Source organism: Streptomyces sp. NPDC020747 (assembly GCF_044334695.1).
Classification (GTDB): domain Bacteria; phylum Actinomycetota; class Actinomycetes; order Streptomycetales; family Streptomycetaceae; genus Streptomyces.
On sequence record NZ_JBIRTJ010000011.1, the window covers coordinates 359,469 to 380,536 of the forward strand.

17 protein-coding genes and 2 pseudogenes are annotated in these 21,068 nt (G+C 71.5%); 5 read left to right on the forward strand and 14 right to left on the reverse strand.

The window, feature by feature from the left end; all coding sequences use genetic code 11:
• Positions 1-24 precede the first annotated feature (24 nt).
• A complete protein-coding gene (locus ACH4YP_RS28725; RefSeq protein WP_361062031.1) occupies positions 25-1,536 on the forward strand; it encodes a HAMP domain-containing sensor histidine kinase in 1,512 nt (503 codons plus the stop codon).
• 50 nt (positions 1,537-1,586) lie between these two features.
• Here ACH4YP_RS28725 and ACH4YP_RS28730 read toward each other — a convergent pair whose 3' ends face one another.
• The 4 genes and pseudogenes from ACH4YP_RS28730 to ACH4YP_RS28745 form a co-directional block, all read right to left on the reverse strand.
• Complete coding sequence (locus tag ACH4YP_RS28730; RefSeq protein WP_398493363.1) at positions 1,587-2,669, reverse strand: magnesium and cobalt transport protein CorA; 1,083 nt, start codon at positions 2,667-2,669, stop codon at positions 1,587-1,589.
• A gap of 232 nt (positions 2,670-2,901) precedes the next feature.
• A pseudogene (locus ACH4YP_RS28735) lies at positions 2,902-3,100 on the reverse strand (diaminopimelate decarboxylase); the annotation flags it as partial.
• 19 nt (positions 3,101-3,119) lie between these two features.
• Positions 3,120-3,503, reverse strand: coding sequence for an SAV_915 family protein (locus ACH4YP_RS28740; protein ID WP_361061965.1), 384 nt, complete (start codon positions 3,501-3,503; stop codon positions 3,120-3,122).
• A 368-nt stretch (positions 3,504-3,871) separates the two neighbouring features.
• Positions 3,872-4,285 (reverse strand): VOC family protein, encoded by a 414-nt coding sequence (locus tag ACH4YP_RS28745; protein WP_361061962.1) that lies wholly within the window; start codon positions 4,283-4,285, stop codon positions 3,872-3,874.
• Between the two features lie 354 nt (positions 4,286-4,639).
• On the opposite strand from ACH4YP_RS28745, the gene ACH4YP_RS28750 reads away from it, so the two are divergent.
• On the forward strand, positions 4,640-6,679 hold the full coding sequence (locus tag ACH4YP_RS28750; protein WP_398493366.1) for an amino acid permease: 2,040 nt from the start codon (positions 4,640-4,642) through the stop codon (positions 6,677-6,679).
• A gap of 159 nt (positions 6,680-6,838) precedes the next feature.
• On the forward strand, positions 6,839-7,402 hold the full coding sequence (locus ACH4YP_RS28755) for a hypothetical protein (RefSeq protein ID WP_361061957.1): 564 nt from the start codon (positions 6,839-6,841) through the stop codon (positions 7,400-7,402).
• A gap of 24 nt (positions 7,403-7,426) precedes the next feature.
• Here the strand turns inward: ACH4YP_RS28755 and ACH4YP_RS28760 are convergent, their stop codons facing one another.
• The 6 genes from ACH4YP_RS28760 to ACH4YP_RS28785 form a co-directional block, all read right to left on the reverse strand.
• Positions 7,427-8,167, reverse strand: coding sequence for a class I SAM-dependent methyltransferase (locus tag ACH4YP_RS28760; RefSeq protein ID WP_398493368.1), 741 nt, complete (start codon positions 8,165-8,167; stop codon positions 7,427-7,429).
• Positions 8,168-8,409: 242 nt separating this feature from the next.
• Positions 8,410-8,610: a hypothetical protein gene (locus ACH4YP_RS28765; protein WP_361061951.1), complete on the reverse strand. Its 201-nt coding sequence runs from the start codon at positions 8,608-8,610 to the stop codon at positions 8,410-8,412.
• 49 nt (positions 8,611-8,659) lie between these two features.
• Positions 8,660-9,934 carry an RNA polymerase sigma factor gene (locus tag ACH4YP_RS28770; RefSeq protein ID WP_398493370.1) on the reverse strand — a complete coding sequence of 425 codons (1,275 nt, stop codon included), beginning with the start codon at positions 9,932-9,934 and terminating at the stop codon, positions 8,660-8,662.
• Positions 9,931-10,272, reverse strand: coding sequence for a YciI family protein (locus ACH4YP_RS28775; protein WP_398493372.1), 342 nt, complete (start codon positions 10,270-10,272; stop codon positions 9,931-9,933). The genes ACH4YP_RS28770 and ACH4YP_RS28775 overlap by 4 nt, the downstream gene beginning before the upstream one ends.
• Positions 10,273-10,389: 117 nt before the next feature.
• Positions 10,390-11,640, reverse strand: coding sequence for a cytochrome P450 (locus ACH4YP_RS28780; RefSeq protein ID WP_398493419.1), 1,251 nt, complete (start codon positions 11,638-11,640; stop codon positions 10,390-10,392).
• 77 nt (positions 11,641-11,717) lie between these two features.
• Entirely contained in the window at positions 11,718-12,929 is a 1,212-nt protein-coding gene (locus tag ACH4YP_RS28785) for a flavin-dependent monooxygenase (protein ID WP_398493374.1), read from the reverse strand.
• A gap of 374 nt (positions 12,930-13,303) precedes the next feature.
• On the opposite strand from ACH4YP_RS28785, the gene rho reads away from it, so the two are divergent.
• Positions 13,304-14,446 (forward strand): transcription termination factor Rho, encoded by a 1,143-nt coding sequence (gene rho, locus ACH4YP_RS28790; RefSeq protein ID WP_361061939.1) that lies wholly within the window; start codon positions 13,304-13,306, stop codon positions 14,444-14,446.
• 125 nt (positions 14,447-14,571) lie between these two features.
• Positions 14,572-15,417, forward strand: a pseudogene (locus tag ACH4YP_RS28795) (D-alanyl-D-alanine carboxypeptidase family protein); the annotation flags it as partial.
• Positions 15,418-15,476: 59 nt separating this feature from the next.
• Here the strand turns inward: ACH4YP_RS28795 and ACH4YP_RS28800 are convergent.
• The 4 genes from ACH4YP_RS28800 to aspA all read right to left on the reverse strand — a co-directional run bounded on the left by ACH4YP_RS28800 (position 15,477) and on the right by aspA (position 21,021).
• Positions 15,477-16,886 (reverse strand): glycosyltransferase 87 family protein, encoded by a 1,410-nt coding sequence (locus tag ACH4YP_RS28800; RefSeq protein ID WP_398493377.1) that lies wholly within the window; start codon positions 16,884-16,886, stop codon positions 15,477-15,479.
• Positions 16,883-18,289, reverse strand: a complete 1,407-nt coding sequence (gene mptB, locus ACH4YP_RS28805) for a polyprenol phosphomannose-dependent alpha 1,6 mannosyltransferase MptB (RefSeq protein WP_398493379.1) — start codon at positions 18,287-18,289, stop codon at positions 16,883-16,885. Before mptB ends, ACH4YP_RS28800 begins: the two co-directional genes overlap by 4 nt.
• 134 nt (positions 18,290-18,423) lie before the next feature.
• The gene (locus tag ACH4YP_RS28810) at positions 18,424-19,356 is read right to left on the reverse strand and encodes a glutaminase (protein ID WP_361061930.1); all 933 of its coding nucleotides are present in this window, start codon (positions 19,354-19,356) and stop codon (positions 18,424-18,426) included.
• 267 nt (positions 19,357-19,623) lie between these two features.
• Positions 19,624-21,021, reverse strand: coding sequence for an aspartate ammonia-lyase (gene aspA, locus ACH4YP_RS28815; protein WP_398493381.1), 1,398 nt, complete (start codon positions 21,019-21,021; stop codon positions 19,624-19,626).
• Between the last annotated feature and the right edge of the window lie 47 nt (positions 21,022-21,068).

Here is a 21,068-nt window from a genome sequence, read left to right on the forward strand (position 1 = left end):
CCGCGACGCCGCTGGTGGCCGACCGTGAACGCGACCGGGCCGCGACGCGGTTGGGGGCCGCGTTCGGTACGAGCCCGCACGGCCCTGGCCGCCGCATCAGCCGCCGCCGTCATCCTGGTGAGCATCGGCTGGTGGGTACACCGCGACGTCTACCGCGAGAGCACGCAGATCGCCGAAGGGCAGGCAGAGAAACAGTTCTTGGCTCTCGTCGATCAGCTGGAGGAGGGTGCGGTTCCCGCTCGCCGAAGCACCGTGCCGTACGAGATCGTCGCGACCGGCCGACGCGCCGCCGTCGCCTACGGCGGAGGCATGGAGGAGTTCGATCCCGGCACCCGCCATGTGCTGCCCGCCCCACCGAAGGCCGAGTTGCCCGCCCCACCGGACGAGGGGCCGAACTGGGGCTATACGACCCGTCCCGTGCGCCTGCCGGCGCGCCCCGACTCCGCACCCGGGGACCGGTTCGGCAAGGACGGCGGAACCTACCAGGTCATGTACGACGACGTCAGGGCCGATGAACTGAGCAGCGACACAGTCGCCGCTCTGGGTGTCGCCGCCGATGCCCAGCTGCGGGTCTATGCGGTGGTGCTCCCGCACGCAGGCGAGGACATCGCCGAGGCAATCACCGAGGCCACCGACCGCCGGCTGCTGCGGGCCGGGCTCGTCAGCCTCGTACTGATCGCCGCCGTCGCCTACTTCGCCGTCCGCATCGCGCTGCGGCCGGTCGAAGCCATCCGCGTCCTCACCGCCTCGGTCACCGCGAGCGACCCCCGCGAACGCGTCACCGTCCCCGCCTCGGGACACGAGATAACCGCCCTGGCCACCACCATCAACAGCACCCTCCAACGCCTCGACGACGCCGCCGCCCAGCAGCGCCGCTTCGTCGCGGACGCCGCCCACGAACTGCGCAGTCCCCTCACCACACTGCTGGCCAGCCTGGAAGTCGCGCTCGCCTACCCGGAACGCACCGACTGGCCAGCCGCGGCCACGACGGCCGCACGACAGACCCGCCGCCTCCAGGCCCTCGCCGAAGACCTGCTGCTCCTCGCCCGCCTCGACACCCGCGCCCCCGCAGCCGGTCCCGAGCCCGTCGACCTGACAGCCCTCGTCTCCCGGCTGACCGAGCAATACCCCCTCACCGAACGGCCGTTGACCCTCACCTGCGACAGCACCGCCCCCGCACACGCACACGGAAACCCCGACGAATACGAACGACTGCTGCGCAACCTCATCGACAACGCCGCCCGCCACGCCGCACACCGCATCCAGATCACCGTCCGGAACCAGGACGACTGGATCGTCATCACCGTGCACGACGACGGACCTGGCGTGCCCGCCGAGGACGCCGAGCGCGTCTTCGAACGCTTCGTCCGGCTCGACGACGCCCGCTCCCGCGACCAGGGCGGCACCGGCCTGGGCCTCGCCATCGCCCGCGACCTGGCCCACCGCCACCGGGGCACCCTCACCCTCACCCCCCGGACCCTCGGAGCATGCTTCCAGCTACGCCTTCCCCGAGCCCCCGCCCCGGCCGAGGAATGACGCAGCGACCCGGCGGTACCCCTTGGGTCGCGCGCCCGGCCGCTTCCGGCTCAGAGCCAGCCGTTGCGCCTGAAGCCCCGGTGGATGACGAAGCAGAGGGTGGCGATGACGCCGAGGACCAGGGGGTAGCCGTACGTCCAGCGCAGTTCGGGCATGTGGTCGAAGTTCATGCCGTAGAGGCCGCAGATCATGGTGGGGACGGCGACGATGGCGGCCCAGGCCGTGATCTTGCGCATGTCCTCGTTCTGGGCGACCGTGACCTGCGCGAGGTGGGCCTGGAGGATCGAGTCGAGCAGCCCGTCGAAGGCGTTGATCTGCTCGGTGGCGCGGGCGAGATGGTCGGCGACGTCGCGGAAGTACGGCTGGATGTCCGGGGAGAGGGCCGCCGGAGGCTCGTGGGCGAGGATCTGCAGGGGGCGGGCCAACGGGACGACGGCCCGTTTGAGCTCAAGGAGTTCCCGCTTGAGCTGGTAGATCTGGCCGGCGTCGCCGCGCGCGGTGTGCTCGGCGAAGACGGCGGTCTCGACGGCCTCTATGTCGTTCTGTACGGCGTCCGTGACCTCCAGATAGTCGTCGACCACATGGTCCGCGATGGCGTGCAGGACGGCGGAAGGCCCCTTCGCGAGCTGGTCCGGCAAGCTCTCCAGGGCTTCGCGGAGCGGGCCCAGGGAGCCGTGGTTGCCGTGCCGGATGGTGATCACGAAGTCTCGGCCGATGAAGACCATCAGCTCCCCGGTGTCCACCACCTCGCTCGTCGCGGTGAGCTGCTCGTGCTCGACGTAGCGCACGGTCTTGAAGACGGCGAACAGCGTGTCGTCGTACCGCTCCACCTTCGGCCGCTGATGGGCGTGCACGGCGTCCTCGACGGCCAGCGGGTGGAGGCCGAAGAGCTTGGCGAGGCCCGCGAACTCGTCGTTCGTCGGTTCGTGCAGTCCGATCCAGACGAAGCCGCCCCTGCCCTTGCGAGCCCGCCGGATCGCCTCGGCGGGTGCCCAGTCGCCGGGCTGCCGTCCGCCCTCGCGGTAGACCACGCAGTTCACCACCGCGCTGCCGAGCGGCGAACGGGCGGGATGGCTGAGGTCCACGGTGCGGCGGTAGGCGCGGCGCACCGCTCTGCTCAGGTTGCTGATCATGGGCACGGGTCGGTCTCCTTCGGTGACCGGGTCAGTGTGCCACCGAATTCCGTTCGCTCCGCGTATGGGTCACCGGGCCGCTGACCGGGGCGAACACCTCCGGGCGGGGACGGACCGTCACCCGCCCGGAGGCGGGTCCTCGCCTACCGGCCGACGTCCCGGCTGCGGATGTCCTCCAACGACTCCCGGCGGACGAGGAGCCGGGCGTGACCGCGGTCGACGGCCACCACGGGTAGGTGCGGCAGCGTGCGCGGACCTCGCCCTCGTCGAGTACGTACGTAGACGGGGGTGCCGAAGCGGTCTGCGATCCCCGTGAGGGATACGCCGCCGACGGCGAGGTCTCCCCGGTCGTGCAGGGCGGAGGAGGCGGGTCACACCGACAGGTCGTCGGCGGCGCGGTGGGTGACGGCGGGCTCGTGCACTGTGGTCATCGCGGTTCCCTTTCCGGCCTCAGAAGGTCCGTACGGCCCGGGCGGCGCGGGTGTTCGCCCTGCTCTCGCACGACACCTCGGCGGCCCGCGGATCCCATGCGCGGGGCGCGGGACCGGCCAGGGGTGCGGAGAACTGGGGGTCCACGGTGACCGTGCTGACGCCGAGCGGTCCGGTGAGGGCGCGGAGCACGGGCTCGGCGAGCCGGATCCAGGCCTGCCCGTCGCCGAGGGTGGCGGTCAGCCGCTCCCTGCTGGTGAACCCGACGGCGGTCCGGGCTCCGAGGGGCGTGCGGAACAGCCGGGTCGAGCATCCTGTCGGCCCCGGCCGGACGGGTACGTACAGGGGCCCGGCCGGGAACCGTTCTGAGGGCTCCGGGTCTTCGGCGCACGCGAGGTCTGTCATGGGATGCCTCCTGGAGGATCCGGGTGGTGGGACGTGAAGCCGCCCCGGCGCGGGGAGGCGAACCCGGGGCGTGCCACGAAGGTATGCCCGCTCCCGACGGCTCCCCCGGCCGCTGACGTGGTTCATGACGGGATGCTGACGGGGAACCGCCGTGGACTGACGGGACGCTGACGCGAGGGGGCGTCTGGAGAGCGAGAAGCCCCCGTCCCTGCTCCACGAGCCGCCCGGCTCCGGTGACGGCCGTGACGGCCACCACCGCCACGACCGCCACGACCGCCACGACGGCGGAAACGGCGAGGTCCCGCCGACCGTCGGGTCGGCGGGACCTGGGATGGGCCTCCGGGCCCGGTTTCCTCCGGGCGGCCGGCTCAGGCCTGTGTCTCGCTGATGTTGACCATCCAGGGGATACCGAACCGGTCCGTACACATGCCGAACACGTCGCCCCACATCTGCTTCTCAAGTGGGACGGCGACCGTGCCGCCGTCGGACAGCTTCTCCCAGTAGCCGCGCAGTTCGGCTTCGTCGTCACCGCTGAGGCTCACCGAGAAGTTGCCGCCCGGGGTGTACTTCATGCCCGGCGGGGTGTCGGCGCCCATCAGCGTGAAACCGCTCGGGGTCTCCAGCATGCCGTGCATGATCTTGTCCGCTTCGGGGCTGTCCGCCATACCGGACTCCCCGAAGGTGTTGAGCGCCAGGGTGCCGCCGAGAACCTCCTTGTAGAACTCCAACGCCTGCCGGGCGTCACCGTCGAAGCTGATGTACGGATTGAGGCGCGATGCCATGAAAACCTCCCGTATTGAGCCAAACGTTCGGATCTGCGCAGACTAGCGCGGGCCACTGACAACGGCCCGTCGTGGCTGATGAGGGCGTACGAAGGCCGGGTGAACCGGGGGTCTCGCCGCGCGGGGCGCCGTCGGCCAGGAGGCCGCCGAGGCGATCCGCAGGAACGGTCCCCGCCCCGACTCCCAAGCCATCGGTTCCTGGGCCATCGGTTTCTGGGCCATCCGTTCCTGTGTCATCCGTTGCCATCCGTTCTTACGCCATCCGTACGGATCTCGCCGAACCTGACGCCGTCCTGACGCCCTGCCGGGCAGGGCGCCCCGGATTCGGGCCGCTCCCGCGCTTACGCTCGCGCCGTGTTCAACGTGAGCGGTCTGCTGAAACGCCTGGTGATCGGCCGGGCCAGGCGCAGTGAAGAGCTCCAGGAGACGCTGCTGCCCAAACGGCTCGCCCTGCCGATCTTCGCCTCCGACCCGCTGTCGTCGGTGGCGTACGCGACGCAGGAGATCCTGCTCGTGCTCACCCTCGGCGGGCTGGCGTATCTGCACTTCACGCCGTGGATCGCGGTGGCGGTCGTGTCGCTGATGACCGTGGTGGTGCTCTCGTACCGGCAGGTGGTGTACGCCTACCCGAGCGGCGGTGGCTCGTACGAGGTGGTCTCCACGAATCTCGGCCCGTCGGCCGGTCTGGTGGTGGCGGCCTCACTGCTCGTCGACTACGTGATGACGGTGGCCGTCTCCGTCGCCTCGGGGGTCGACAACATCATCTCGGCCATCCCCCAACTGGCGGAGTATCGCGTCCCGTTGGCGCTGGCCTTCGTGGCGATCCTGACCGCCATGAACCTGCGCGGCACCCGCGAGTCCGGGAACGCCTTCGCGGCGCCGACGTACCTGTTCATCGGCGGCGTACTGATCATGGTCGGGACCGGTCTGGTCCGCTATCTGCTCGGCGACGCACCGGTCGCGGAGAGCGCGAGGTACGGCGTGACACCGGAGCCCGGGGACGCGGATCTCGCCGGGCTGGCGCTGCTGATGCTGGTGCTGCGGGCCTTCTCGTCGGGCTGTACGGCGCTGACTGGTGTGGAGGCGATCTCCAACGGCGTACCGGCGTTCCGCAAGCCCAAGTCGCAGAACGCGGCGGCCACGATGGTGGCGATGGGGGCCGTCGCGATCGTCATGTTCGTCGGTGTCACGACGCTCGCGATCGTCTCCAAGGTGCGCATCACCGATGACTCCTGCCGGCTCACCGGCCTGGACGGCAGCTGCGAGAGCCATACGCAGCGCACGGTCATCGCACAGATCGCGGCCGCCGTGTTCGGCGGTGAGAACAGTGTCGGGTTCTACTTCATCCAGGCGGCCACCGCACTGGTGCTGGTCCTCGCCGCGAACACCGCGTTCAACGGCTTCCCGCTGCTCTCCTCGATCCTCGCCCAGCACCGCTATCTGCCGCGTCAGCTGCACAACCGGGGCGACCGGCTCGCCTTCTCCAACGGCATCGTGGCCCTCGCGGTCGTCGCCGGTCTGCTGCTGTGGGGCTTCCGGGCGAACGTCACGAACCTCATCCACCTCTACATCCTGGGCGTGTTCACCTCGTTCACGCTGTCGCAGACGGGCATGGTCCGGCACTGGAACCGTGAGCTGCGCGGCACGACCGATCCTGCGCTGCGGCGCCGCCATCATTCCGCACGCCTGGTCAACGCGCTGGGCGCGGTGGTCACCGGCCTCGTCCTGGTGATCGTGCTCGCCACGAAGTTCCTGGAAGGCGCATGGCTGGCGGTGCTCGCCGCGATCGTGCTGTGGGTAATGATGCGGGGCATCCGCCGCCACTACGACGCCACCTCCGCGGAACTCGCCGTGACGGACCCGCGCGAGGAACTCGTCCCGCCCTCAAGGGTGTTGGGCATCGTGCTGGTCTCGACGCTGCACAAGCCGACCCTGCGGGCACTGTCGTACGCGCGTGCTCTGCGGCCCGACCGGCTGGAGGCGCTGACGGTGTCGGTGGACCACGACGAGGCCCTCGCGCTGCGGGAACGCTGGGAGGAGTACGGCATCGACGTGCCCCTCAAGGTCGTCGACTCGCCCTATCGCGAGGTGACGCGGCCGGTGGTCGAGTATGTGCGCTCGCTGCGGCGGGAGAGCCCGCGGGACGTCGTGGCGGTGTTCATCCCCGAGTACGTCGTCGGCCACTGGTGGGAGAACCTGCTGCACAACCAGTCCGCCCTCTGGCTGAAGAGCCGTCTGCTGTTCACGCCGGGTGTGATGGTCATCAGCGTTCCCTGGCAGCTGAGCTCCTCGGCACGCGCCGACCGCCCCACCGCCCGGGCACCGGGCTCGGTCCGCCGCGGCGAGCCCGCCTACACGAAGCCGCGCGAGGACACCGACCTGAGCCGACGCTGACCTGCATCCCCCGCACCGGCGAAATGAGAACTACGTACGGTGACGGGTGGTTGCATTCCGGACGGGCGCCGTACGACACGCGTCAATTTCGGCGGCCGAAGAGTCAGCGAAGTATCAAGTCGCTCCCACGGCGTGACGCGCGTGCCTACCGTCGCCGCCATGTCTCGACGTATCGAGGGGCCCGCGTCCGGTCGTTTCCCCGATGTGCCGGCGTACGACGACGGCACGTGGGTGCACGACCGCGCGTGGGCGGGTGAGGCGCGCTCGGCCGTGGGCTGTGCCGTGCTGATGCTGGGGCTGTCGCTGGTGTTCGACGCGGGCTCGGGACGCCTCACGGCGCTGCGGTTCCTGCTGTGGGCGACGCTGTCCTTCGTCCTGTTCGCCGTGCTGCTGCCCGCCCGCGTGTCCGCGTGCGAAGGCGAGCTCGTGTGCCAGGGCCTGTTCGGGCACCGGTCCGTGTGCACGGACCGGCTCGTCGCGGTGTGCCGATCGGGTGGAGTGGCCCAACGCCTCGTGCTGCGCGACGAGTTCGGCGGGCGCGTCGAGTTCGACCCCCGTGTCCTGGCCGCCAACCCCGCGCTGTGGCGGCTCCTGGACGAGGGCGCGCGGGCCTCGGCGGCGGGCGGCTCGCTCGTCTGCGGTACGACGGAACTGCGGCGCCTGTCGGATCGGCTCGACCGGGAGACGGCCCGGACGGTGTTCCGGATCTCCGGGCTGGAATAGCCGGTCCCGGTGCCCCGGCCGTAGCTACTCCGCGCTCCCCGGCTTCGTCGCCACCACCATCCGGCAGCGGGGGCTGCCGTCACTCCTGCGGCCGAACTCGGGGAGGGCGTACAGCTCCACCGAGAAACCGGCCCGGGCGAGTTCCCGTCGTACGTCGTCGAGGCGGAACTCCCGGTAGTACATGACGAACGGGGGACGCCACACGGCGTTCCGTACGCGCATCGCCGCGTCGAAGCCGAGCAGGGCCCAGTAGCCGCGCGAGCCGGGACGGGCGGGCGACCCGATCGGGAACGCGAACCGTCCGCCCGGCCGGAGCACCGAGTGGACCTGCGCGAACAGCCCCGGCAGCTCCCCGGGCAGGAAGTGCCCGAACGCCCCGAAGCTCACCACCAGGTCGAAGGCCGGCCCGAACGGCAGAGCCCGGGCGTCACCGCGTACCCAGGCGGTCGGCGGCCCGCCGGGACGAGCCTCCGACCGTTCCCGGGCCACGGCGAGCATGCCTGCGCTGATGTCGACGCCGGTGACCTGCTCCCGGCACACCGCTCGCAGCACGTCCATGCCCGCGCCGGTACCGCAGCACAGGTCGAGTCCGCTCTCGAACGGGCCGATCCTCCTGAGTGCCTGCGCGACGGACCGCAGTACCGAGTCCGGCGTACGGAAGGGGGTGTGGTCGAACTTCGGTGCGAGCAGGTCGTAGCCGTGCTCGACGGACGACAGTGCCTGTACGGCCAGTTCGCGGAACGTGGGGCCTTGCGGGGTGAACATGGCTGCTCAGCGTAGGCGTTCCACCGGGGCGCGGGGATCCGTCCGCGTGTTCGCTGTGGCTGGACGCGCCCCTGCGCGGCGGAGCCGCATGACGGCGCGGCCTCGCGCCCCTTCGGAGCGCTGCCGAATACTCGCCCCATGACCTCCTTCCGTCCCGCACCCGCCTGGCTGGCCGGCCGGGGGTGAACACGGTCTGGCTGAACCCGTGCTTCGTCTCACGGAGGTGTCGTGGCGGCCATGGCTCAGCTCCCCAGTCGGAGGGCCGCGAGCCAGACGTCCGGGCCGGTGTCAGGGCCGCCGCCTCCCGGGCTGTGGCTGGTCGAGAGTTGCGCCGCGTGGGACACGGGCCGCCGACGGCGCGGCGACAGCAGCGCGAGGAGCTTGTCGGTCCGCCGGGTGGGGGTGGCGGAACCGGCGGGGGTAGTGGGAACGGTGGCGGTCATCAGGGCCTCCGGTGTCGTCGGGTGTTTTCACCCCACCGACGAACCGCTCCTACGCCGATCGACACTCCGCGAGCCGCTTTTCCAGAAACCGCCTCTCGGCGTCGTTCTCCACCAGTTCCAGCGCCTTCTCGTACGCCTCGGCCGCTTCGCTCATGCGTCCCGTGCGTCGCAGGAGGTCCGCCCGGGTGGCGGGCAGCAGGTGGTATCCGGCCAGGTCGCCCGCCTTCTCCAGCTCCGCCACCAGGGTCAGACCGGCCTCGGGGCTCTCGGACATGCCGACGGCCACCGCACGGTTCAGCTTGACGACGTCGGACGGCACGTGGCGTGCCAACTCCCCGTACAGCGCGGCGATGTCGGCCCAGTCCGTCTCCTCGGCGGTGGCCGCGGTGACATGGCAGGCCGCGATGGCGGCCTGGATCTGGTACGGCCCCGGCCGCCCGCGGCGCAGCGCCGTCTCCAGCAGGGTGGCGCCCTCCTCGACCTCCGCCCGGTCCCAGGCAGTACGGTCCTGGTCCTCCAGAGTGACCAGGTCACCGGCCGCGTCCACCCGGGTGTTCCGCCGGGCGTCGTGCAGCAGGAGCAGCGCGAGCAGGCCGAGGACCTCGGGCTCGTCGGGCATGAGCCGGGCCAGCACCCGGGCGAGCCGGACGGCCTCCGCGCAGAGGTTCGTCCGCAGGAGATCGGCGCCGGACGTGGCCGCGTACCCCTCGTTGAACAGCAGGTACACCACGCCCAGCACGCCGGTCGTCCGCTCGGGCAGCAGATGCGCGGGCGGTACGCGGTACGGGATCCCGGCGTTGCGGATCTTCCGCTTGGCGCGCACGAGGCGTTGCGCCATCGTCGCCTCGGGGACGAGGAAGGCGCGGGCGATCTCAGGCGTGGTGAGCCCCGCGAGGGTGCGCAGGGTCAGGGCGACCCGGGCCTCGATGGGCAGCGCGGGATGGCAGCAGGTGAAGAGGAGCCGCAGCCGGTCGTCCGTCACCCCGCTGTCGTTGTCGAAGTCCGGGTCGTGCGGGTCGAAGGGTCCCCCGTCCCGTGCCAGCACCGCCGCCTCCCGCAGTTTCGCCGCTCCCACCGCCTCCCGGCGCAGCACGTCCATGGCGCGGTTGCGCGCTGTCGTGGTCAGCCAGGCGCCGGGGCGGCGCGGCACTCCGTCCCGCCGCCACCGGTCGAGGGCCTGGGCGAAGGCGTCCTGCGCGCACTCCTCGGCGAGGTCCCAGTCGCCGGTCACCCTGATCAGGGTGGCGACGACCTGGCCCCACTCCTCACGGAAGGCGGCGGCGACGGCCTCCTCGACACCGTCCGGCCCTCGGTTCTCGTTCACTCCCAGACCGGCCGCACCTCGACCGAACCGCCGCCGAGCGCGGCGGGATGCCTGGACGCCAGCGCGATGGCCTCGTCGAGGTCGGCGACCTCGATGATGTCGAAGCCGGCGACGTACTCCTTGGACTCCACGAACGGCCCGTCGCTGAGCAGGACTTCGTCGCCCTGGACACGCACGGTGGTGGCGTCGGTGGCCGGCCGCAGCCGTGCGCCGCCCGTCACCACGCCGCTGGTGCGCACCTCGTCGATGTACGAGGTGAAGCGGGGGTCGTCGGCGATCTCCTCGGGGCTGAGCTCCTGGCCGCCGACGGGGGTGCAGATGAACATCACGTACTTCATGACCGGTCCTCCTGAATTCCCTCAGTTTCTGGTCCCTGCACCCCACCGACGAACGGACCCGCGCCGGATCGACACATCCCCATGATTGTTCGGGACGATCATTCGGGCGAGCGGACTTCACACCCGCGGCGACACCCGCACGGGAAGCGCCCGGACGCTGTTGCCCACAAAGCCGGCGTGGCGGGCGAGGTCCGCCTGGGGCGGGTCCAGGTCGAGGCCGGGGAAGCGCGCGAACAGCCGCTGCAGGGCGATGGTGGACTCCATACGGGCCAGCGGGGCGCCGAGGCAGTAGTGGGCGCCGTGGCCGAGGGACAGATGCCGGGTGGTGCCGGGCCGGGCGGGCCGGGTGACGTCGAAGCGGTCCGCGTCGGGCCCGTGCACGGCCCGGTCGCGCCCTGCCGCCGAGTACCCGGCGAGGACGGGCGTGCCCTGGGGAATCACGGTCCCGTCGACCGTCAGGTCCCGCACGGGATAGCGGAAGGGGAAGTAGCTGACGGGCGCGTCCCAGCGCAGCGTCTCCTCGACCACGTCCGACCAGCTCGCCTCGCCGCTCGTGACCCGCTTCAGCTGGTCCCGGTGGCCGCACAGGGCGCGTACGGCGTTGGTGATGAGGTTCAGCGTGGTCTCGTGCCCGGCGATGATCATCAGTACCAGGGTGCCGATGAGCTCCTCGTGGGTGAGCCGGTCGCCGCCCTCGTCGCGGGCGGTGATCAGGGCGCTGGTGAGGTCGTCGCCCGGCCGCTCGGTCCGGTCCGCGACCACCGCGCCCAGCACGGCCACCAGCTCCTTGTTCGCGGCGATGGCCTTCTCGGGCCCGATGTCGGTGGCGACGACCTGGTTCGAGAGGTGGTGCAGCCGGTCGCGGTACTCGGCGTCGACCCCGAGCAGTTCCCCGATGACACCCATCGGCAGCGGCAGCGCGAAGTGCTCGCGCAGATCGGCCACTCCCCCGCCCTGTTCGGCCGCGCGGTGCAGGTCGTCGAGCAGTGCGTCCGTCAACTCCTCGATCCGGGGCCGCAGTTGCTCGACCCGCCGGGCCGTGAACGCCTTGCTCACCAGGGAGCGCAGCCGCCGGTGGTCGTCGCCGTCCGCGGTCGTCATTCCTCGTACGGTCGCGAAGGTCGTCAAGGGCCATCCCTTGGCTATCCGCCCCTCGCGCAACGCGGTGAAGTGCCTGGCGTCCTTGGCGACTTCGGGGTGGGCGAGGAACTCCTTGAGCGCCTCGTGCCCGAGGACCGCCATGCCCGCCACGCCGCCGGGCAGGACGACCGACGCCACGGCGCCGCGCGCGAGGAGGCGCGCGTTGTCGGCGTGCGGGCAGCCGCCGGCCGGATCCATCCGGTGCGGTGGGACGGCAGGGGTGTGCATGGCCTGGCTGCTGTCCAACCGAATCTCCTGGCTGTCGTCGCCGGAATCGTCCTCGCCGCCGTCCGCACCCGCCGCCGTCACAGGAAGGGTGTTCCCGGATCCACTCCCGACAGGACGCGGCCGTAGATCTCCAGGTTGGTGGCCGGGTTCATGAAGGAGTGCAGGGACAGGGCGTTGATGTCGCGGGCGATGCGCTGCATGGGCACCTCCCGCTGGAGCGAGGAGGCACCCGCCGCGGAGGCGAGCAGCTCGACGGCCTCCTTGCAGAGGCGGGTCAGATAGCCGCACTCCGCACGGATCCTGGCACGTTCCGCCAGGGCGTACGGGGAGCCGTCGCGGGCCTTGGTCTCGATCTCGGCGGTCAGCCGGGCGGCCACCAGCTCGGCGCCGGAGATCTTCATCTGCGCCTCGGCCGCCTGGAGATGGGTGACGGTGGCCTCGTTCTGCCGCTCGTGGAAGGTGTACGTGATGCCGCGCCGGTGGATGCGCTCGCCGAACTCCGTCATCGCCGCCCGGGCCAGCCCCAGTGCCACCGGCGCGGCCCAGGCGCAGAACAGCAGCAGCACGGGCATGCGGTAGAAGGGGTCGTCCGCGTTTGCCTTGGACGGGAACTGCCCGGCGAGCATCGGTCCGACCGGAAGCACGCGATGTGCGGGGACGGGAATGTTCCGGGCCACGACGGTGTTGCTGCCAGTACCGGCGAGACCTGTGACATGCCAGTCGTCCAGGATCTCCAGCTCGGACATCGGCACCGCGGCCCAGATCATCTCGGGCGGCCCTTCCGGCGGCGAACCGTCGGCGGGCGTGACGGCGGCCGTCAGCAGATGCCAGTCCGCGTGATGGCAGCCGGTCGCGAAGGCCGAGGCGCCGTCCACCCGATAGCCCCCGTCGTACGGCACCGCCGTGGCGCCGGGTATGAGCGTGCCGCCGATCCTCGCGTCGGGCCCGTTCGGCCCGGTGAAGAAGTCGTCCTGCGCCTCGTCGGGAAAGAGCGCCGCGATGTACGAGACCCCGGCCTGACTCAGTGTCATCCACGCCGTGGAGCCGCACTCGACGGCGATCTCCGCGAAGGCGTCGACCTGTGTGCGCAGCGGGGTCTGGTAACCGCCGTAGCGCCGCGGGACGTTCATCCGGTGGATGCCGGTGCCCGTCAGCGCGGCGACGACCTCGTCGGGAACACGCCGTTCCCGCTCGGCCCGCAGCGCGTTCCGCCGGATCAACGGCCGCAGTTCCCTTACGCGTTCGACGATCCCGGCATCGACCATGCCGACCACCGTGACGCGAGGCATCTCCCCTGTCAACGCCATGGGATCCGGCCATCCGGCCCTCGCCAGAGGGAGTAGTGCTACAGTGCCATCAGCACTTGTGTACGCCCCTTTCCCGGGCGCCGGTGTTGAAGTACCTCTCATCCAGCTGAACCGTCCGTCCCTTCCGACCGGCGAAGCAGCTTCTCCGCACCACCTCACCTCGTACAGGCACGACGTGTGCGAGTCGTGCGACTTCCACGGCGTGTCCGGCCACGGGTCTCCCCGTCCGCCGTACGCGGCATGGCACGGCACGAGAGGTGATGTCTCCGCCGCCGGGGTGTGTCCATACCGCCCCCGAGCCGGCCTCTCCCCCATCCCTCATGACCACCTGAACCGTCCGCGAAAGGACACCCACCATGACCACCACACTCGAACGCCCGCCCACTCCCGTCACACAGGAGCAGGCCACCGGCGTACTCGACATCACCTCGAACGGGCAGGGCCACCTGCGCGCCGAGAGCCTGCTCCCCGGGCCCGCCGACCTCCAGGTCTCCGCCGCGCTGATCCGCCGACACGGACTGCGCAAGGGCGACCTCGTCGAAGGCGTACGCGGCAAGCAGCGGGCCCTCACCGAGGTCCAGCGGGTCAACGGCCTGCCTGCGGCTGAGCTGCGTGGCCGCCCGCACTTCCATGACCTGACCCCGCTGCACCCGCGTGAGCGGCTGCGGCTCGAACACCCGGCGGGCGGTGCGACCACCCGCCTCATCGACCTGGTCGCGCCGATCGGCAAGGGCCAGCGCGGCCTGATCGTCGCCCCGCCCAAGACCGGCAAGACCGTGCTGCTCCAGCAGATGGCCGCCGCCGTCGCCGGCAACCACCCCGAGGCCCATCTGATGGTGGTACTCCTCGACGAGCGGCCCGAGGAGGTCACCGACATGCGCCGTTCCGTACGGGGCGAGGTGCTCGCCTCCACCTTCGACCAGGCTCCGAAGCAGCACATCGCGCTCGCCGAGCTGGCCGTCGAGCGCGCCAAGCGGCTGGTCGAGGCCGGCCAGGACGTCGTGATCCTCCTCGACTCGCTGACCCGGCTGTGCCGGGCGCACAACAACGCGGCCGCCACCAGTGGCCGCACCCTCAGCGGCGGTGTCGACGCGGCAGCGCTGCACGGGCCCAAGCGGTTCTTCGGAGCCGCGCGCCTCACCGAGGAGGCCGGCTCGCTCACGATCATCGCCACCGCCCTCGTGGAGACCGGCTCCCGCGCCGACGACTACTACTTCGAGGAGCTCAAGAGCACCGGCAACATGGAGCTCCGCCTGGACCGCGGCCTCGCGTCCCGACGGGTCTTCCCCGCCGTCGACATCACCCCGTCCGGCACCCGTCGCGAGGAACTCCTCGTCCCGGCCGCCGAGTTGGGGGCCGTACGCGGCCTGCGGCGCGCTCTGCTCTCCCGCGGGGACCCGCAGGCCGGACTGGAGACGCTCCTGGACAAGCTGCGCCGGACGCCGGACAACGCGACCTTCCTGCGGCAGGTCCAGCCGACCGTGCCCACGGGCCAGTAGACGTGGACCTCGCCGGCCCGCCCAGGACCGGGCAGGTCCAGGGCCGCTGCGGCATCCGGGTGCTCGATGCCGCCGCCCGGCCCGGGCAGCCGGGGATGTGACCTGCGCGTTCCTAGGTTGGCGGTATGACAATCGGATTTCCCTTCCGTGCGGCCGTCTGCTGCTCCGCCGCCTGTGTGGTGGGCGCGCTGGCCTTCGCGCCGAGAACGGCCGCCGCCGCCCACGACGGAGCCGCCCAGGCCACTCCCCACGTCTCCGCGTCGAAACCCGCCACCGCGCGGCCCTCGACGCTGGACCGGCCGGGGACCCAGGTACGGCCCCGGGCCGGGGCGCCCAGGGTGCCGCAGGACGTCTCCGCCAGGTCGTGGGTGGTGGCCGACGCCGAGACCGGTGAGGTGCTCGCGGCACACAACGCCCATCTCAAGCTGCCGCCCGCCAGCACGTTGAAGACCCTCTTCGCGCTGACCGTGCTGCCGATGCTGCCCGCGGCGGTCCGGCACACCGTCACGGAGGAGGAACTGGCGGGCGTGGGCCCCGGCAGCAGTCGGGTCGGCATCGCCGCGGGTCGCACCTACAACGCCGCCGACCTGTGGCGGGGCGTCTTCCTGAACTCCGGCAACGACGCCGTGCACGTACTGGCCGAGATGAACGGCGGCTGGCGCAGCACGGCCGCCCAGATGCAGGCCAAGGCCCGGTCCCTGGGCGCGCGCGACACGCGGGTCGTCTCGCCCGACGGGTACGACACGCCGGGCCAGGTGTCGTCCGCGTACGACCTGGCCGTCTTCGGGCGGGCCGGGCTGCGCAACGCCGACTTCGCGCGGTACGCCGCCACCGTCCGCGCCAAGTTCCCGGCCGGAGGCTGGTCGTTCGAGATCCAGAACACCAACCGGCTGCTCACCGGCGCCGACGGGGTCGCGCCCTATCGGGGGCTCGTCGGCGTCAAGAACGGCTACACCTCCCAGGCGGGCAACACGCTCGTCGCCGCCGCGCGCCGGGGTGGGCGCACGCTCGTCGTCACGGTGATGAACCCTCAGGCGGGCGGCGGATTCACCGTGTACGAGGAGGCGCGTTCACTGCTCGACTGGGGCTTCGGGGCCGCCGGGCGTGTCGAGCCGGTGGGCTCGCTCCTGCCGCCGCGCCGCGTGTCCACCGCGGGCCCGACGGTAGTGCCCGCGGCCATGGCGGTCGAGGACGGCTCCGCCGGCTGGCTGGCGGAGGCGGGGACCCTCGCGGGCGCCGCCGGACTGGGCGCGGGTGCCGTGTCGCTGGCCCTGCGCCGCCACGGCGGGCGGTTCACCCGTGCCTGACCGACGGGCAGCCCGAGGAGCAGGCCCAGGGTGATCCACACGTAGGTGTTGCTGCCGACGAAGCCGTCGATGCCGGACGCGTCGTCGAACCACAGCCACACCACACTGCTGCACAGCAGTACGTACAGGCCCCCCGCAATCCACAGCAGACGCCTGCGCCTGAGCCCCTCCCCGAACAGGATCGCGAGTGACGGCAGCAGCCAGACGAGGTGATGCACCCAGGTGATCGGGCTGAGGAGACAGGCGGCGAGTCCGGTGAGGGCGAAGGCGCCGAGGACGTCGCCCGCGGCCAGCGCCCGGCGCGCGCGCCACACCCACACGCCGAGCACGGCCAGCGCCGCCAACGCCCAGGCGGCGCGGCTCGGTTCGCCGGGGTCGGCGAGCCGGGCCAGTACGCCTTGCAGCGACTGGTTGGAGACGTAGTCGAGGCGGCCGATGCGGGTGGTGTCCCAGACCGCCTCGGTCCAGTAGAAGCGGGAGGCGCCGGGCATGACCCAGGCCGCGAGCGCGGTGGCCGCCGCGGCGACGCCCACCGCGGTTCCGGCGGTTCGGGGACGTCTGGCGAGCAGCAGCAGGACGATGAAGATCGCGGGCGTCAGCTTGATCGCGGCGGCGAGCCCGATCCCGACGCCCGCCCAGCGCGCACGGCCCGTCGACAGCAGCCAGGCGTCGCCGAGGACGAGGGCCAGCAGCACGAGGTTGACCTGGCCGAAGCTGAAGGTGTCGCGGACCGGTTCGAGAAGGGCGAGCAGACAGACCGTGACGGCCAGCCCGAACCAGCCGTGCCTGCGCAGCCGCTCCCCCGCCAGGACGTACAGGACGCGCAGGACGAAGGCCGTCGCGGCGAGGTTGAGCAGCAGGCCCGCGGCGATCGCGGCGTGCAGTGGGAGCAGCGCCATCGGCAGCATGCTGACCGCGGCGAACGGCGGATACGTGAAGCCGTACTCCGTCCCCGGCACCCGGTAGTCGTAGACGCTGCCGCCGTGGTGGATCCAGGCGTCGACTGCCCCGTGGTAGACCCGCAGGTCGAACCAGTCCCGCAGGAGCGGCACGGTCGCGGTGAAGACGGCAACGGCGGTGGCGAGGGCGAGCACGAAGAGCAGCCGCCCGCGATCTGTGCCGGTCAGCCTCATGCGGTCCGCCCCAGGACGGGTGCGGTCGTCGTCTGGCGGGCCTGCCAGAGCACCACCAGCGCGAGCATCCCGCCGGACACCGCCAGGGCCAGCTGCTCGGCGTCGGGCGGACTTCCGCTGGGCAGAACCGCGAGCGCGAGGGCGCCGGTCACGGCGGCGACCCGGTGGCGTACGGATGTGCTGGGCGCGGCAGCCGCGATGAGGAACAGCCCCCACAGCGCGTACCAGGGGCGGACGGCCGGGCCGAGCACGGCCACCGTCGCCAGGCTGAGGCCCAGCGCGTAGACGGGGCTGAGGCGGGGGCTGCGCAGCCAAATGCCGAGTACGGCGACGGCGGTGGCCACGAGGCCGAGGGCGTGCCAGGCGGGCAGCGCGAAGGGAGCGAGATCGCTGCCCAGGCCTTGGAGGAGGGCGCCGGTGGCACGGCCGAGGACACTGGTGGGCGACAGGTTCTCCGGCGACACGGGCGTCTTGAGGGCTCCGATCCAGCCGTATCCCGTACCGGCGGCGGCCGTTGCGGCGACGGTGGTGGCCACCGCGGCGGCCGTGGTCGTGGCGACGGCTCTCGCCATGCTCCGGCCGGCCCGCACCTGGAGAGCCACGACGGCCGCGAGGCCGAGCAGGGCGGGGACCTTGACCAGGGCGGCGAGCGTGACGAGCACGGCGCCCAGGACGGGCCACCGGCCGAGTGCCGCCACCAGTCCCGCGCCCAGCAGACCGAGCATGATGGCGTCGTTGTGCGCTCCGGCGACGAGGTGCAGCAGTACGAGCGGGTTGAGCGCGCCGAGCCACAGCGCGGCGGCCGGATCGGCGCCGCTGTGCCTGGCCAGCCTCGGCAGCGCGGCGGCCATCAGCGCCACGCCGAGCAGGGCGACGACCCGCATGCCGAACAGCCCGGCGGGCACCTCGCCCCGGGTCAGCGCGGACAGCGCGGAGGAGACCGCGAGGAAGACCGGTCCGTACGGTGTCGCGGTCCGCTGCCACACGGGCGCGACCTCGTCCGCGAGCGGTCCGCCGAGCATGACGGGGCCGTGCGTGTAGACGTCGATGTGCGCGTCGACCATCGCGCCCTGGGCGAGATAGCTGTAGACGTCACGGCTGAAGAGAGGTGGCGCGAGGAGCAACGGCGTGGCCCATACGGCGAGTACGACCAGGAGCGCTCGCGGGCTCGGCGGCTCGGGCCCCCGGATCACCCGCCCCAGCAGGGCCCAGGCCGCTATGAGCAGCACCACTCCGAAATACACGCCGACCAGCCCGAGAGCCGCCCGGCCGGACGCGAGGGCCGGCAACTCCCTTACGGGCAGCGCCCCGGCCGTCTCGCCTCCCAGCGCGAGGACGACCGAGCCCGTGAGCCCGAGCAGTTGACAGCGACGCAGATCGACGGAGAAACCCTTGGCCAACACTCGGTCAGCGTGTCAACGCGGGGTGGCCGGAAAGCGACACGTCTCCCTCTGGGCGGCAGCCGCAGTATGGCCGCCGTCTTACCGGACGGCGGCCGTCTCCTCGGAGCCGTCCGGCCGTCTCCGGGGCGCCGTCCTCAGAACACCGACAAGCCCGTGAGGGTCGTGAAGCGGGCCAGGGCCGTGACTCCCGCCACCGAGTTGCCCCGCTCGTCCAGGCCCGGGCTCCAGACGCAGAGCGTGCAGCGGCCCGGGACGACGGCGATGATGCCGCCGCCGACGCCGCTCTTGCCCGGCAGGCCCACGCGGTAGGCGAAGTCGCCCGCCGCGTCGTACGTGCCGCAGGTGAGCATGATCGCGTTGACCTGCTTGGCCTGGCTCTGGGTCAGCAGGCGCGTGCCGTCCGCGCGGATACCGTGGCGGGCGAGGAAGCCGGTGGCGAGGGCGAGGTCGGCGCAGGATGCCTCGATGGAACACTGGTGGAAGTACTGGTCCAGGAGGACCGGGACCGGGTTCTCGATGTTCCCGTACGACGCCATGAAGTGGCCCAGTGCGGCGTTGCGGTCGCCGCGGGTGGCCTCGGAGGCGGCGACGTCCTTGTTGATGGCGAGCTGTTCGTTGCCGCTCTCCGCGCGCAGGAAGTCGAGGAGGGTGTCCGCCGCGTTGCCGGTTTGGGTGTGGAGGCGGTCGGTGACGACCAGGGCGCCCGCGTTGATGAACGGGTTGCGGGGGATGCCGTTCTCGTACTCCAGCTGTACGAGGGAGTTGAAGGGGTTCCCCGAGGGCTCGCGGCCGACGTGTTCCCAGAGTTCGTCGCCCTCCCTGGCCAGGTCCAGGGCGAGGGTGAAGACCTTGGTGATGGACTGCGCCGAGAACGGGTGCCGCCAGTCGCCGACGCCGTACACCGTGCCGTCCAGCTCCGCGACCGCCATGCCGAACCTGTGCGGGTCGCATGCCGCGAGCGCGGGGATGTAGTCGGCCGGGCGGCCTCGGTCGGGGGCGTCCGCGATCTCTTGGGCGATTCGCTGCAGGACCGGGTGGAAGGTCAGGGGCGAGCTCATGATCACCATTGTGACGGTTCGCTCCGCGGGGGTGGGTGGGGCTGGGGTGCGCGGTTCCTCCCGCGCCCCTAAAAGATGCGCCCGCCTTTGGGTGGTTGGGTCGGGGCCGCGACGGGGCATCCGATCGCAGCTGTGTCATCCCGGGCCATCAAGTTGACCTCGGGAGGTCGTGCTGCGATCGGAAACCCCGACACGACCCCTTCGTCCGGAGGGCGGCTGCCGGAGAGTGGGGGGCACTAGAGGCCCTTCAGGGGCGCGGGGAACTGCGCGGCCCCCTCAGCCCCGCTGGGAGCCCGCCAGAATCTCTGGGCGGAGCAGCGTCGTCAGGCGGTCCGCCGGGAGCAGGCCCTTTTCCAGGACCAGTTCGGCGACGCCGCGGCCCGTCGCGAGGGCCTCCTTCGCGATGTCCGTCGCGGCCGAGTAGCCGATGTGGGGGTTCAGCGCGGTGACCAGGCCGATCGAGTTCTCCACGGTCGCCTGTAGCGCCTCCGTGTTCGCCGTGATCCCGCTGACGCACCGCTCGGCCAGCGTCATGCAGGCCGCCCGCAGATGCGTGAGGCTCTCGGACAGCGAGTGCAGAATGATGGGCTCGAACGCGTTCAGCTGCAGTTGCCCGGCCTCCGCCGCCATCGTGATCGTGACGTCGTTGCCTATCACCTCGAAGGCGACCTGGTTGACGACCTCGGGAATCACCGGATTCACCTTGCCGGGCATGATGCTCGAACCGGCCTGCACGGGCGGCAGGTTGATCTCGTTCAGCCCGGCCCTCGGCCCCGACGACAGCAGCCGCAGGTCGTTGCAGCTCTTGGAGAGTTTCACCGCGATCCGCTTCAGCACGCCGGACATCTGGACGAACGCCCCGCAGTCCTGGGTCGCCTCGACCAGGTTCGCCGCCGTCACCAGCGGCAACCCGGTGATGTCCGCGAGGTGTTGACGGGCCGCCTCGGAGTAACCGGCGGGCGCGTTCAGACCGGTACCGATCGCCGTCGCACCCAGGTTGATCTCGTGGATCAGCTCGACGGCCTCGGCGAGCCGGCTGCGGTCCTCGTCCAGCATCACCGCGTACGCCGAGAACTCCTGCCCGAGCGTCATCGGCACGGCGTCCTGCAACTGCGTACGCCCCATCTTCAGGACGTCGCGGAACTCCAACGCCTTGGCCGCGAAGGCGTCCTGCAGCACGGACATCGCCTTCAGCAGCTCGCGCACCGCGAACACCGTGGCGACCTTGACGGCCGTGGGGTAGACGTCGTTGGTCGACTGCCCGAGGTTGACGTCCTCGTTCGGGTGCAAGTACGCGTACTCGCCCTTGGCGTGGCCGAGGAGTTCCAACGCCCGGTTGGCTACCACCTCGTTGGCGTTCATGTTGGTCGAGGTGCCGGCCCCGCCCTGGATGACGTCCACGACGAACTGGTCGTGCAGTTTCCCGTCCCGGATCTCCCGGCAGGCCGCCACGATCGCGGCCGCCTTCCGGGGTTCCAGCAGCCCGAGGTCCTCGTTGGCGCGGGCGGCGGCCTCCTTGACGGCGGCGAGTGCCTCGATGAGGTGCGGGTACGCGGAGATCGGCATCCCCGTGATCGGGAAGTTCTCCTTGGCACGCAGGGAGTGGACACCCCAGTACGCCTCGGCGGGGACGTCACGGTCGCCGAGCAGGTCGTGCTCACTGCGGACGGTCATGTGGGTGCGGGCTTCCTTCCGGAGAGGGGATGGGAGGGCCATACATC

What these genes read in the sequence shown, in the direction of transcription:
- ACH4YP_RS28785 (WP_398493374.1), bottom strand. Translation starts at nt 12,929, where the DNA reads ATGCCTCGCGTCACGGTGGTCGGCATGGTCGATGCCGGGATCGTCGAA.
- ACH4YP_RS28730 (WP_398493363.1), bottom strand. Translation starts at nt 2,669, where the DNA reads ATGATCAGCAACCTGAGCAGAGCGGTGCGCCGCGCCTACCGCCGCACC.
- aspA (WP_398493381.1), bottom strand. Translation starts at nt 21,021, where the DNA reads ATGACCGTCCGCAGTGAGCACGACCTGCTCGGCGACCGTGACGTCCCC.
- ACH4YP_RS28800 (WP_398493377.1), bottom strand. Translation starts at nt 16,886, where the DNA reads ATGAGGCTGACCGGCACAGATCGCGGGCGGCTGCTCTTCGTGCTCGCC.
- ACH4YP_RS28765 (WP_361061951.1), bottom strand. Translation starts at nt 8,610, where the DNA reads ATGACCGCCACCGTTCCCACTACCCCCGCCGGTTCCGCCACCCCCACC.
- ACH4YP_RS28780 (WP_398493419.1), bottom strand. Translation starts at nt 11,640, where the DNA reads ATGCACACCCCTGCCGTCCCACCGCACCGGATGGATCCGGCCGGCGGC.
- rho (WP_361061939.1), top strand. Translation starts at nt 13,304, where the DNA reads ATGACCACCACACTCGAACGCCCGCCCACTCCCGTCACACAGGAGCAG.
- ACH4YP_RS28740 (WP_361061965.1), bottom strand. Translation starts at nt 3,503, where the DNA reads ATGACAGACCTCGCGTGCGCCGAAGACCCGGAGCCCTCAGAACGGTTC.
- ACH4YP_RS28760 (WP_398493368.1), bottom strand. Translation starts at nt 8,167, where the DNA reads ATGTTCACCCCGCAAGGCCCCACGTTCCGCGAACTGGCCGTACAGGCA.
- ACH4YP_RS28745 (WP_361061962.1), bottom strand. Translation starts at nt 4,285, where the DNA reads ATGGCATCGCGCCTCAATCCGTACATCAGCTTCGACGGTGACGCCCGG.
- ACH4YP_RS28810 (WP_361061930.1), bottom strand. Translation starts at nt 19,356, where the DNA reads ATGGTGATCATGAGCTCGCCCCTGACCTTCCACCCGGTCCTGCAGCGA.
- ACH4YP_RS28755 (WP_361061957.1), top strand. Translation starts at nt 6,839, where the DNA reads ATGTCTCGACGTATCGAGGGGCCCGCGTCCGGTCGTTTCCCCGATGTG.
- ACH4YP_RS28775 (WP_398493372.1), bottom strand. Translation starts at nt 10,272, where the DNA reads ATGAAGTACGTGATGTTCATCTGCACCCCCGTCGGCGGCCAGGAGCTC.